Here is a 12,750-nt window from a genome sequence, read left to right as displayed (position 1 = left end):
GTTCTTGTTCCTTACTGCGCATATCCGAGAGCCAGACGCGCGAGCGCAAAGAGACCCGCAGCAATCAGTGTGTATGCAAAAGCCTGCGCTGCCATCAGCGCCAGCTTTTCCGCGACGCCATGCACGTAGTCCTCAATCGCTTCCTGGGCTTCGCGCAACAAATGCGGGACGACAACAACCAGTGTCAGACCCATGATAATCGCCGGGAACGGGCGGCTGTAATAGGCCAGAGCCTCTTCGTAGGTTCCACCTAGGGCGTGCCCGAAGGTAAATACAAACAGCGGAACAAGGATGACCAATGCCGCCGAGCTGAGCATCATTTGCCAGTGGTGATGTGTACCTGCACGTCCGGCCCCCATGCCCTGCGCGCGTTTACGGTCTGTGAGAAACTGCATCGCGAACCTCCCCTTAAAGCGCTACGGCTGTGATCAGAGCCAGAACAGTTGCCAGCACGAACATGCCAATGCCCATCTTCTCGGACACTTCAACATTCACGCAATATCCCAGATCCCAGATGACGTGCCGCAAACGGCCCAGCATGTGATAGAAAATGGCCCAAGCCGCGCCGAACATGATCAGATCACCCAGGAAACTGGTCATCAATCCATTGATCAGCTCAAAGGCGCTTTCCGATGTGGCCGCAGCAAGTAACCACCAGACGACCAACAAAGCCAAACCAAAAGACGCAAGACCCGTGATGCGCACCATAATCGAAGATATGGACGTCATCTGTGGACGATAGATCGTCAAATGTGGAGAAAGCGGGCGGTTGCCTCGATTTACATCGGCCATGTTGGCTCCTTTTCGGTTGGCTACCGAACGTTTTACTGTTTTTTACGACTCTGTCACGCGCTGCAGGTGCAAAATCCAGTAAATTTAACGCAAAACCGCTGATAAGCCGTGTTTGTGATCACACAAAATATTCTCGTGATCACAAATCACATTCGATACCGCCAATGTTAGCGTTTTCAATGAAAAAGCAATGTGATCACGAATCTATTATTGGAGCGGCGTCAGCCCTGCAGTCTGCTGTGTCACCTCGCGTAAAAGCTTCTTGCGAATACGTTCGGGATAATCCGCGAAGCCTGCTGCAGAGACGACAAAGGCCCCCTCGCCAACGATGACGTTCTCGAAGAAATAGGCTGTCAGATCGGGTTCACTTTCTTCAATCGCGATCGCGTTCACCGTGATGCCGCGATCCCGCAGTTTGGCGTGGATTGTCGATGGCTCGATTCCTTCATTCGAAATTCCGTCGCCCGAAAGATCAATAAGATGCCTTTCGCATTCGGGCACGTCGTCAAAGCTGGCAACCGTCATATCGAGCGCCTCACCTATCGCAGTTGAGAAGTTACGCCAGACACGAGGATCAGCTGCGACCTGATCAGCAAAACTGTCCAAGGTGTTAAAACTATCGATCCGGGTCCAGGGGATCGTGATCCTCTGGCGAGAACTGCCAGTCCATTGCACAAGCATCAGCCGAGCCTGTCCGCGCACCAAGGCCTCGGATACGATCGGGTCCCGCAGACCTGCGGCAAGACCGTCCATTTGGATACGATATTCCTCGGAATCAACCGAGCCTGAAACGTCTACGGCCAAGGCCAGAGCCAAATCACAAGCATAGGCCTGAGATGCCAGATACAGGCTGGCGGCGAGCGCACGAAACATCATCATGCGCCAAGCGTAGCATGGATTTCGCGGACCGTGATCACTTGAATGTCAGCCGCCAGAAGGCATTGGCTACATCGGCATAAGAGCCCAATAATCCAAATCTAGCAGAACGTTAGGAAGATATCTCCCCTCGTCATTGCGCAGAACGAAGGGCTCGCCGTTTTTGGTCGCAACAAGGCGCAAGCGGATGGCACCGATTCCGGGAGTTCCGGTCTCGGCCTTGTCCAAAACCTCGGACCAGGCTTTGATCGTATCGCCCGAGAAACAAGGGTTGGCATGGGCACCGCCGTTCAGGCCAACGATCATCTGCGCATTCGCCAGGCCATTAAACGACAAGGCACGCGCCATTGAGATAACGTGGCCGCCATAGATCAACCGTCCCTCTGGACGGAAGGTGAGGTCGAAATGCACTTTGGCGGTGTTCTGCCACAGGCGGGTGGCCAGCATGTGCTCGGCCTCTTCGACGGTCACGCCATCGACGTGATCGATCGTTTCTTCCGTGTTGTACGCATCCCAGCGGTGGTTTTCGCCGGATTGTACAAAATTATATTTCGAGAAATCGAGCCCCTGCGGTACCGCCAGATCGCTGACATCAAGCGCCTTTTTCAGATTGGGCACCACCGTCTCTGGTGCAGGCGCATCGAGGTTTGATTTGCGCACCATGACCCAGCGAACATACTCGATCACCACTTCGTCGCGCTGGTTCAGCCCGCGAGTGCGGACCCAGACGACACCTGTTTTGCCGTTCGAGTTCTGCTTGAGGCCGATCACCTCAGATTCAGCGCGCAGCGTATCACCGGGGTAGATCGGTTGCAGCCAGCGCCCTTCGGCATAACCCAGATTGGCGACTGCATTCAGCGAGATATCGGGAACCGTTTTACCGAACACCACATGGAAGGCCGCCAGATCGTCAATCGGACTTTGCGGCAGGCCACAATTCCGGGCGAACTCATCCGAGGAATAGAGTGCGTGTCGCGCGGGATAGAGCGCGTGATAAAGCGCGCGCTCGCCATCTGTCACCGTGCGCGGCACGGCGTGATGCAGGATCTGCCCGACTGAATAATCCTCGAAAAAGTTACCCGGATTGGTTTTTGCCATTATTGCTGTCCCAGTTTCATGTCGGGGGCGTAATCAGCGGCAACCTCTTTGGTCACAGCCTGCGCGCAACGCATCACGTTATTTGCGGCGTCAAAGGCATAGGACGGGTCGCCATAAAGCTCCCATCCCTTTGCCAACGCGTCCGAGACCTTGTGGCAGAAGGCTGATGTGTCTTCCTCGGTCAACAAACGATAAAGTTTCGCCATTGATTAGGCCCCTTATCCACCAAACGGAGACGGACCAACCAGCCCGTGAATATAGCCCACAACGCCCAGCAGCACGATGGAGCCCACAAAGAACATGGCATCTTTGCCGTATGTGCCGGGTTCGCCCGGCGCCCAGTCTGGTTCGGATTTGTTGATCACGATCACTTCGACAATTGCCCAGGCCAGCAAGCCACCAAACAGGATGATCGAGGCCAGATCACCGTTCACCAACAGGTGCGCAAAGGCCCAGAGTTTAAAGCCACCCAGCATGGGGTGACGGACTTTGTTCAACAGGCGACCTTTGGTTCCCGCAGGGCTGGCCAGATAGAACGCGATCAACACCAGCAGGTTGTTGACGTGAATCAGAAAGGTTGGCGGCGCCCAGACATATATGAAATCGGTCATGCGATAACCGAAGATCATCAACAATACCGAGGCCACCAAGGCGAGCGCCACGACGCCCTTGCCCGCGTCGCCCATGGCGGCACGTCGTTCCGGCATCGCGCGCTTAAAAAGATGTGCGGCCCACCAAAGTGCCACACCAAGGATCAGAAGAACAAAGCCCATACTGGCTTACCCCGCTTGCAAAGCTACTATCGCCTCTGCTTTTGCCAGAGTTTCGCGGGCAGTTACAACGTGTAGGTTTTCAACAATCTTGCCATCGACAACGGCGACCCCCTGCCCCTGCGACTCGGTTTCCTCGAAAGCGGCAATCTGACGGCGAGCCAGATCAATCTCATCCTCGGAAGGGGCAAAGGCGGAGTTTGCGATGTCGACCTGGGCCGGGTGGATCAGGGTTTTGCCATCAAAGCCCATGTCGCGGCCCTGGGCACACTCGGCGGCCAGACCGTCGGTGTCCTTGAAGGCATTGTAGACGCCATCGACGATGATCAGCCCCTCTGCCTTGGCCGCCAACAGGCACAGGCCAAGCGAGGTCATCATCGGCAAACGGTCGGGGCGGAAGCGCGTCTGCAGCTCTTTCGCAAGATCGTTGGTCCCCATGACAAAGCCTGCCATCAGCGGATGTGCGGCAATTTCGGCTGCGTTCAGCATCCCGCGCGGCGTCTCCATCATCGCCCAGATCGGCAGGTCTCCGGTGATTGAGGTCAGCGCATCCACATCCGCAGCAGAACTCACCTTTGGCAACAGAACGGCATCTGCATCCATCTCGCGCACGGCTTCGGCATCCGCGCGCCCCCATTCGGTATCAAGCCCGTTGATCCGCACGATCTTGACCCGAGCGCCATAGCCTCCGGCGGCCAAAGCCGCCTTGAGGGTCTCGCGCGCGTTCTCTTTCTCATCAGCCGCAACCGCGTCTTCAAGATCAAAGATGATGGCGTCCACCGGCAATGTGCGGGCCTTATCAAGCGCGCGTTCACGCGAGCCGGGGATGTATAGTACCGAGCGATAGGGGCGTTGGCGCGGGTCCACTGGACTCTCCCATTGAAATAATGTTGCGCGGAATGGGGCATTTTTTGACGGAAAGTTCAAGAACAAAATCGCCGCAGCGCAGCATTTCCTGCGCTGCGCAACGTGCGTTGCCTTAACGCGATGTCCTTTTGCCTACGGCACGCTGCTTTGAGGAAGAGCTTGAAAGGGGTGACCAATGAAAACGATTATGCTGAAAATGACGATTGGCTTGGGCATCATGGTACTGGCAGCGCAACAAGTCAGCGCACAGAATTGTGCGCCACGCGAAGACGTGATCAAGCGATTGACAAAGTCATATGGCGAAACCCGACGAGGCATCGGTATTGCGCGTCGGGGAGCGGTGATGGAGGTTTTTGCCTCGGACCAAACCGGCAGTTGGACCATTGTTGTGACCTTGCCGGAAGGTGTGACCTGCCTGATCGCCTCGGGCCAGTCTTATGAAACACTGGCCGAAGCATTGCCGCCCAACGCCTAAACCAGCGCATCCCAAATAAGTTTGCTTCCCGTCAGGGTCAGCAAGACGTAGGCAATGTTGAAAAACAATCGTTCGGAGAGCATGAAATGCGCCCGGACGCCCAGCCAGGCCCCGAGGATCGCAAACGGGGTCAGCAACAGGTCTGCCAAGGCTGTGTGCCAAGTGAAGAGGCCCAGATAGGCGAAGGGCACGAATTTGACGGCGTTGATCACCCAGAAGACCAGCACGGTCGAGGCTTGAAATTCGGTTTTCGTCAGGCGTTGTGACAGCAGGTATACGGCGGCGGGTGGGCCGCCCGCATGGCTGACAAAGCTGGTGAATCCGGCGATAAGCCCGGCAAACAAACCCGCCGATGGAGGCAATTGGTTGGCAAAGCCCCGCACCCAGCCTCTGGTCTGGGCAACGTGCCAGATCACGAAACCGACCGATATTCCGCCAATCAACAGACGTAGCAGATCGTCATCCGTCGCACGATAAAGCCACGCGCCCAGCGCGATACCGGGTACTGCGCCCAACATCAGAAGGCGCGAATCCGGCCAGCTCCAGCGTTTCCAATACGGCTTTAACGTCGCCAGATCGATCACCATCAGTATCGGCAGCATTAGCGCTAGCGCCTGTCCTGGCGTCAGTATCAGAGCCAGAATCGACGAAGATGCAAACGCCACTCCCGAGCCGAACCCACCTTTCGAGATGCCCGCGAAGATCACCGCCGGGATCGCCACTGCAAAAAACATCAGGTTCATCTCGAACATCAGGCACCCCGGAAATATGCATGATTCACAGGCGGTTTAGCGCAATCGGCGGGGTGTGTGCAAACGGTATGCGGTGGCATGCCGCGCCGCAGAAGGCTTGCGTGACGCCGCTTTTGCGACTAGCACAACCGCGATTTCAAAACCGACCGGAGATATTCCAAATGGCCAGACCCAAGATCGCGCTGATCGGCGCAGGTCAGATCGGCGGCACGCTCGCCCACCTCGCTGCAATGAAAGAACTTGGTGACGTCGTGCTGTTCGACATCGCCGAAGGCACCCCGGAAGGAAAGGCGCTGGACATCGCCGAATCCGGTCCCTCGGAAGGCTTCGACGCCAAGCTGAAAGGCACCCAGTCCTATGAGGATATCGCCGGTGCCGACGTCTGCATCGTCACCGCTGGCGTGCCGCGCAAGCCGGGCATGAGCCGCGACGACTTGCTGGGCATCAACCTGAAGGTCATGAAATCGGTCGGTGAAGGCATCGCCGCAAACGCTCCGGATGCGTTCGTCATCTGCATCACCAACCCGCTGGACGCGATGGTTTGGGCGCTGCGTGAATTCTCGGGCCTGCCGCACAACAAAGTCTGCGGCATGGCGGGCGTTCTGGACTCGGGCCGTTTCGCACACTTCTTGTCGGAAGAGTTCAATGTGTCCATGCGCGACGTCACCGCCTTTGTCCTGGGAGGCCATGGCGACACAATGGTGCCTTCGGTGCGCTACTCGACCGTTGCCGGTATCCCGTTGCCCGATCTGGTTGAGATGGGCTGGACCACGCAGGAAAAACTGGACGCCATCGTTCAGCGCACCCGTGACGGCGGCGCAGAAATCGTTGGCCTGCTGAAGACCGGCTCGGCTTTCTATGCACCGGCGACTTCGGCGATCGAAATGGCCGAAGCCTACCTGAAAGACCAGAAACGCGTTCTGCCCTGTGCTGCCTATTGCAACGGCGAACTGGGTGTCGACGGCATGTATGTCGGCGTGCCTACCGTAATCGGTGCAGGTGGTATCGAGCGCGTCGTCGACATCAAGCTGAACGAAGAAGAACAGGCCGGTTTCGACAATTCGGTCAATGCCGTTAAGGGCCTGATCGAAGCATGCAAGGGCATCGACAGCTCGCTGGCCTAAGTCACGAACCCTAGAACCAATGAACCGGCCCTCTTCACGGGCCGGTTTTCTTTTACACGGTGCCAAGCTGGCTAAAAGATGTTCGCGCAAACGTCGCAAAACTCATCTATGAATGTGTTTTGTGGGCATGATCCCGGATCATCGAATCAATTTCCACGCCCCGCAATTTTTGTGATCACACCCCAAAAACCTGTGATCACAAATACTGAAAATCTTCGACAATTTCCCGTGACCCGTCAAAAAACTCTTTAATTTTGGCGCTTAGACACCCCTATAACGGTGTAATCGTAGTCAGACGGGACAATTTCGATGAACATTCACGAATATCAAGCCAAAGCGCTTCTTCGCAGCTATGGCGCTCCGGTCTCCGATGGTCGCGCAGTTCTGCGCGCCGAGGAAGCCAAAACCGCAGCCGGTGAATTGGACGGGCCGCTTTGGGTCGTCAAGGCGCAAATCCACGCGGGTGGTCGCGGCAAGGGTTCCTTTAAAGAGGCCGACGCCGGTGAAAAAGGCGGTGTCCGTCTGACCAAATCGGTGGAAGAAGCCGCCGAAGAAGCCAAAAAGATGCTGGGCCGCACGCTGGTCACCCATCAGACCGGCCCCGCAGGCAAGCAGGTGAACCGCATCTACATCGAAGCCGGTTCGGGCATCGAACGTGAACTTTACCTGGCCCTGCTGGTGGACCGCCAGACCAGCCGTATCTCATTCGTATGCTCGACCGAAGGCGGCATGGACATCGAAGAGGTGGCCGCTGCGACGCCTGAGAAAATCCTGTCCTTCTCGGTTGATCCCGCCACTGGTTATCAGCCCTATCACGGCCGCCGCATCGCGTTCTCGTTGGGACTGGAAGGCGCGCAGGTCAAACAATGCGTCAAGCTGATGAACCAGCTCTACAATGCCTTCGTCGAGAAGGACATGGAGATGCTGGAGATCAACCCGCTGATCGTCTCGGACAAGGGCGACCTGAAAGTACTGGACGCAAAAGTCGGCTTTGATGGTAACGCGGTATACCGCCACCCGGATATTGCCGAGTTGCGCGACACGACCGAGGAAGACCCCAAGGAACTGGAAGCGTCCAAATACGACCTGAACTACATCGCGCTGGACGGTGAGATCGGCTGCATGGTCAACGGTGCCGGTCTTGCGATGGCTACGATGGACATCATCAAGCTTTACGGTGCCGAGCCTGCCAACTTCCTGGATGTGGGCGGTGGCGCGACCAAAGAGAAAGTAACCGAGGCGTTCAAGATCATCACCTCGGACCCCAACGTCAAAGGCATTCTGGTCAACATCTTCGGCGGCATCATGCGCTGTGATGTGATTGCCGAGGGCGTCGTTGCCGCGGTGAAAGAGGTGGGCCTGCAGGTCCCGCTGGTCGTGCGTCTGGAAGGCACGAATGTCGAGAAGGGCAAAGAGATCATCAACACCTCGGGCCTCGATGTGATCGCAGCGGACAATCTGAAAGACGGTGCCGAGAAAATCGTGAAGGCCGTCAAAGGCTGAGTGTCATCCCGTAGGGTGGGCTTCAGCCCGCCTTTCCCAAGATTTTGGCGGGCAGAAGCCTGCCGTATAAAGGAGAACGCCAGATGGCAGTCCTCATCGACGAAAATACCAAAGTGATCTGTCAGGGCTTTACCGGCTCGCAGGGCACATTCCACAGCGAACAGGCCATCGCCTATGGCACCAAGATGGTCGGCGGCGTGACCCCCGGCAAAGGCGGGATGACACATCTTGACCTGCCCGTGTTCAACTCGGTCCACGAGGCCAAGCATGTGACCGAAGCCAATGCCAGCGTGATCTACGTGCCGCCGCCGTTTGCAGCGGATTCGATCCTCGAGGCGATTGATGCCGAGATGGAAGTGATCGTCTGCATCACTGAAGGCATCCCCGTTCTGGACATGATGAAGGTGAAGCGTGCGCTGGAAGGGTCGAACTCGCGCCTGATCGGCCCGAACTGCCCCGGTGTCATCACGCCCGACGCCTGCAAGATCGGCATCATGCCCGGCCACATCCACAAGCGCGGCTCGGTCGGTGTTGTGTCTCGTTCGGGTACCCTGACTTATGAGGCCGTCAAACAGACCACCGATGTGGGTCTGGGCCAGTCCACCTGCGTGGGCATCGGCGGCGACCCGATCAAAGGGACCGAGCATATCGACGTGCTGGAATGGTTCCTGGCGGATGACGAAACCGAGTCGATCATCATGATCGGTGAAATCGGTGGCTCGGCCGAGGAAGAAGCTGCACAGTTCCTGGCGGATGAGGCCAAGAAAGGCCGCAAGAAGCCCACGGCAGGGTTCATCGCGGGCCGCACGGCCCCTCCTGGCCGCCGCATGGGCCACGCGGGCGCCATCGTCGCCGGCGGCAAAGGCGGCGCCGAGGACAAGATCGAAGCCATGCGCTCGGCTGGTATCGTCGTGGCCGAAAGCCCGGCGCAGCTGGGTGAGGCTGTGCTGGAAGCCATCGGTTGACCAGAATTTGACTGCTTTGGGAGGAGCGGTAAACATGACTTTCGGCGAAGCCATTAAAACCTGTTTCTCCAAGTTTTTCACCTTTTCGGGCCGTGCCTCGCGGCCCGAATACTGGTTTTTTTTCCTGTTCATCGTGATCTGGAGCATCATCGCCGGGATCATCGACTGGCAGTTCTTCACTCAGGTCGCAGTGACTGAAACCGAAACATCCAAATCCGTCACGGCCACCTCAACAGGCCCGGTCCAAAGCATCGTCAGCCTGATTGTCTTCTTCCCGCATCTGGCCGTTGCATGGCGGCGGATGCATGATACCGGGCGCAGCGGGCTTTATGCTCTGCTGCCGATCCTGCTGATACTTGGTGCGCTTGCCGTCCTGATCTTTGGCATCGGCCTTGCCAGCCAGTTCCATGGCGGCACGTTGGATATCCTGTTCACCCGCGCAACTCTTCTTATTGTCATTCCGACACTTCTTGTCCTGTTTGTGTCGCCCCTCCTGGTTCTGTGGTGGCTGACCCGCCCCAGCGAACCAGGCACCAACCAATACGGTCCCAACCCATATGAGGTAGCCCAATGACCGAACACTCGCCCAACACCGCCTTTCATGCCTCAAGCTTCATGCAGGGGCATAATGCCGAATATCTGGAGCAGCTTTATGCCCAGTACACCAAGAACCCCGGTGCGGTCGACGCAGCCTGGGTCGAGTTCTTCAAGGCCATGGGCGATGACGCGCCGGATGTGCAGCGCGAGGCCGAGGGCCCTTCGTGGGCGCGCAGCGATTGGCCTCCGATGCCTGCCGATGATCTGACGGGTGCGTTGACTGGCGAGTGGGCCGAGATCGACGCCAAAGCAGCGGGCAACAAAATCAAGGACAAGGCGGCGGCCAAGGGTGTTGAGGTCAGTGATGACCAGATCAAGCGCGCGGTGCTGGACAGCCTGCGGGCGCTGATGCTGATCAGGGCCTATCGTATCCGGGGCCATCTGGCAGCTGATCTGGACCCGCTGGGCATGCGCGCCGCCAGTACGCATCCCGAGCTGGACCCGAAGACTTACGGGTTCACCGATGCTGACATGGATCGACCGATCTTTATTGACAACGTGCTGGGCCTGCAGATGGCCAGCATGCGCCAAATCGTCGAGATCGTGAAGAGGACCTATTGCGGCACCTTCGCGCTGCAATACATGCATATCTCGAACCCGGAAGAGGCCGCGTGGCTGAAGGAACGGATCGAGGGGTTTGGCAAGGAAATCGCCTTTACCAAGGAGGGCCGCAAGGCGATCCTGAACAAGATGGTCGAGGCCGAGGGGTTCGAGAAATTCCTGCATGTGAAATACATGGGCACCAAGCGGTTTGGTCTGGATGGTGGCGAGGCGCTGATCCCTGCGATGGAACAGATCATCAAGCGCGGCGGCGCCTTGGGCCTCAGCGATATCGTGATCGGCATGCCCCACCGGGGCCGGTTGAACATTCTGGCCAACGTGATGGGCAAGCCCTATCGCGCGATCTTCAACGAGTTTCAGGGCGGCAGCTTCAAGCCTGAGGACGTGGATGGATCAGGCGACGTGAAATATCACCTCGGCGCCTCCAGCGACCGCGAGTTTGATGGCAACAGCGTGCACCTGTCGCTGACCGCAAACCCAAGCCACCTTGAGGCGGTGAACCCAGTGGTTCTGGGTAAGGTACGTGCCAAGCAGGACCAGTTGAACGACGAAGACCGCACCAAAGTGATGGGCATTCTGCTGCACGGCGACGCAGCCTTTGCCGGACAGGGTGTTGTCGCCGAAGGCTTCGGCCTGTCGGGTCTGAAAGGGCACAAGACCGGCGGCACCATGCATATCGTGGTGAACAACCAGATCGGTTTCACCACCGCGCCGCATTTCAGCCGTTCCAGCCCTTATCCCACGGATATCGCGCTGATGGTTGAAGCTCCCATCTTCCACGTGAATGGCGACGACCCCGAGGCGGTGGTGCATGCCGCCAAGGTGGCGACCGAGTTCCGCCAGAAGTTCCACAAGGACGTGGTGCTGGATATCTTCTGCTACCGCCGGTTTGGTCATAACGAGGGTGACGAACCCATGTTCACCAACCCGATCATGTACAAGAAGATCAAGACGCATAAGACCACGTTGTCGTTGTATACCGAGCGCCTTGTCAGGGACGGGCTTATCCCCGAAGGCGAGATTGAAGACATGAAGGCGGCCTTTCAGGCACATCTGAATGAAGAGTTCGATGCCGGGAAAGACTACAAGCCAAACAAAGCCGACTGGCTGGATGGGCGCTGGTCGCATCTGGACAAGCACAAAGACGAATACATGCGCGGTGAAACCGCAATTACACCAGAGACGCTGGCCGAGATCGGCACTGCTCTGACCAGCGCCCCCGAAGGTTTTGCGATGCACAAAACCGTGGGCCGGTTGCTGGACCACAAGAAACAGATGTTCGAAAACGGAACCGGCTTTGACTGGGCAACGGGCGAGGCTCTGGCGTTTGGCTCTCTGCTGACTGAAGGCTACCCTGTACGTTTGGCCGGACAGGACGCGACGCGTGGCACATTCAGCCAACGCCATTCCGGATTTGTCCATCAGGAAACCGAGGAACGGTATTACCCGCTGAACAATATCCGCAAGGGCCAATCACATTATGACGTGATTGACTCGATGCTGTCCGAATACGCGGTGCTTGGGTTCGAATATGGCTATTCACTGGCCGAGCCCAACGCGCTTGTTCTCTGGGAGGCACAGTTTGGCGATTTCGCCAATGGGGCACAGATAATGTTCGATCAGTTCATCAGTTCGGGTGAATCGAAGTGGCTGCGGATGTCTGGTCTGGTCACGCTGCTGCCGCATGGGTTCGAAGGGCAAGGCCCAGAGCACTCATCTGCACGGCTTGAGCGGTTTCTGCAAATGTGCGGTCAGGACAACTGGATCGTGGCGAACTGCACAACGCCTGCGAACTATTTCCACATCCTGCGCCGTCAATTGCACCGGACCTTCCGCAAGCCGCTTATCCTGGTGACGCCGAAGTCGCTGCTGCGCCATAAGCTGGCGGTCAGCAAGGCCGAGGAATTCACCACAGGCTCGAGCTTCCATAGGGTGCTGTGGGATGATGCTCAACAGGGCAACTCGGACACTAAACTGGTGGCAGATGACAAGATCAAGCGGGTCGTCATGTGCTCGGGCAAGGTCTATTTTGATCTGCTTGAGGAACGCGACGCGCGTGGCATCGACGACATCTACCTGATGCGGATCGAACAGTATTATCCTTTCCCTGCGCATTCGCTAATCAACGAGCTTGAGCGCTTCAAGGGGGCTGAGATGGTCTGGTGTCAGGAAGAACCCAAGAACCAGGGGGCCTGGACCTTTATTGAGCCCAATATCGAATGGGTTCTGACCCGCATTGGCGCAAAACACACCCGTCCGGTCTATGCCGGTCGCGCAACTTCGGCCTCGCCCGCGACGGGTCTGGCCAGCCAACACAAAGCCCAACAAGAAGCGCTGGTGAACGAAGCGCTGAGCATTGAAGGAAAGTAA

Annotated in this window: 14 protein-coding genes; 6 read left to right on the top strand and 8 right to left on the bottom strand. The window is 57.5% G+C overall.

All coding sequences use genetic code 11. From position 1 onward, the window contains the following. Positions 1-11: 11 nt before the first annotated feature. The 7 genes from ACR0KC_RS17035 to ACR0KC_RS17005 all read right to left on the bottom strand — a co-directional run bounded on the left by ACR0KC_RS17035 (position 12) and on the right by ACR0KC_RS17005 (position 4,403). Entirely contained in the window at positions 12-395 is a 384-nt protein-coding gene (locus ACR0KC_RS17035) for a succinate dehydrogenase, hydrophobic membrane anchor protein (RefSeq protein ID WP_170395800.1), read from the bottom strand. A 13-nt stretch (positions 396-408) separates the two neighbouring features. Then, positions 409-792 (bottom strand): succinate dehydrogenase, cytochrome b556 subunit, encoded by a 384-nt coding sequence (sdhC, locus tag ACR0KC_RS17030; protein ID WP_170395798.1) that lies wholly within the window; start codon positions 790-792, stop codon positions 409-411. A gap of 207 nt (positions 793-999) precedes the next feature. Beyond that, a complete protein-coding gene (locus ACR0KC_RS17025) occupies positions 1,000-1,671 on the bottom strand; it encodes a DUF1194 domain-containing protein (RefSeq protein ID WP_370644346.1) in 672 nt (223 codons plus the stop codon). Positions 1,672-1,737: 66 nt separating this feature from the next. Beyond that, positions 1,738-2,766 carry a MaoC family dehydratase gene (locus ACR0KC_RS17020; protein ID WP_480707120.1) on the bottom strand — a complete coding sequence of 343 codons (1,029 nt, stop codon included), beginning with the start codon at positions 2,764-2,766 and terminating at the stop codon, positions 1,738-1,740. Continuing rightward, entirely contained in the window at positions 2,766-2,972 is a 207-nt protein-coding gene (locus tag ACR0KC_RS17015; RefSeq protein ID WP_480707118.1) for a DUF1737 domain-containing protein, read from the bottom strand. The genes ACR0KC_RS17020 and ACR0KC_RS17015 overlap by 1 nt, the downstream gene beginning before the upstream one ends. A 12-nt stretch (positions 2,973-2,984) precedes the next feature. Next, positions 2,985-3,539 (bottom strand): NnrU family protein, encoded by a 555-nt coding sequence (locus tag ACR0KC_RS17010; protein ID WP_170395794.1) that lies wholly within the window; start codon positions 3,537-3,539, stop codon positions 2,985-2,987. Between the two features lie 6 nt (positions 3,540-3,545). Then, positions 3,546-4,403 carry an HpcH/HpaI aldolase/citrate lyase family protein gene (locus ACR0KC_RS17005; protein WP_170395792.1) on the bottom strand — a complete coding sequence of 286 codons (858 nt, stop codon included), beginning with the start codon at positions 4,401-4,403 and terminating at the stop codon, positions 3,546-3,548. 175 nt (positions 4,404-4,578) lie between these two features. On the opposite strand from ACR0KC_RS17005, the gene ACR0KC_RS17000 reads away from it, so the two are divergent. Beyond that, a complete protein-coding gene (locus tag ACR0KC_RS17000) occupies positions 4,579-4,878 on the top strand; it encodes a hypothetical protein (RefSeq protein WP_170408338.1) in 300 nt (99 codons plus the stop codon). On the opposite strand, the gene ACR0KC_RS16995 is transcribed toward ACR0KC_RS17000, so the two are convergent. Then, complete coding sequence (locus ACR0KC_RS16995; protein WP_480772022.1) at positions 4,875-5,630, bottom strand: sulfite exporter TauE/SafE family protein; 756 nt, start codon at positions 5,628-5,630, stop codon at positions 4,875-4,877. The genes ACR0KC_RS17000 and ACR0KC_RS16995 overlap by 4 nt on opposite strands. A 161-nt stretch (positions 5,631-5,791) precedes the next feature. On the opposite strand from ACR0KC_RS16995, the gene mdh reads away from it, so the two are divergent. The 5 genes from mdh to ACR0KC_RS16970 all read left to right on the top strand — a co-directional run bounded on the left by mdh (position 5,792) and on the right by ACR0KC_RS16970 (position 12,750). Then, positions 5,792-6,754, top strand: a complete 963-nt coding sequence (gene mdh / locus ACR0KC_RS16990) for a malate dehydrogenase (RefSeq protein ID WP_170353522.1) — start codon at positions 5,792-5,794, stop codon at positions 6,752-6,754. Positions 6,755-7,063: 309 nt separating this feature from the next. Then, entirely contained in the window at positions 7,064-8,257 is a 1,194-nt protein-coding gene (sucC, locus tag ACR0KC_RS16985) for an ADP-forming succinate--CoA ligase subunit beta (protein WP_170395786.1), read from the top strand. Positions 8,258-8,340: 83 nt separating this feature from the next. Next, complete coding sequence (gene sucD, locus ACR0KC_RS16980; protein WP_010443702.1) at positions 8,341-9,222, top strand: succinate--CoA ligase subunit alpha; 882 nt, start codon at positions 8,341-8,343, stop codon at positions 9,220-9,222. 34 nt (positions 9,223-9,256) lie between these two features. Further along, positions 9,257-9,796 carry a DUF805 domain-containing protein gene (locus ACR0KC_RS16975; RefSeq protein WP_170408341.1) on the top strand — a complete coding sequence of 180 codons (540 nt, stop codon included), beginning with the start codon at positions 9,257-9,259 and terminating at the stop codon, positions 9,794-9,796. Then, complete coding sequence (locus ACR0KC_RS16970) at positions 9,793-12,750, top strand: 2-oxoglutarate dehydrogenase E1 component (protein WP_170513076.1); 2,958 nt, start codon at positions 9,793-9,795, stop codon at positions 12,748-12,750. The genes ACR0KC_RS16975 and ACR0KC_RS16970 overlap by 4 nt, the downstream gene beginning before the upstream one ends.

Source organism: Ruegeria sp. CF3 (assembly GCF_056537365.1).
The sequence above is the reverse complement of the archived record's forward strand: the minus strand, read 5'-3'. Positions and strand labels throughout refer to the sequence as shown.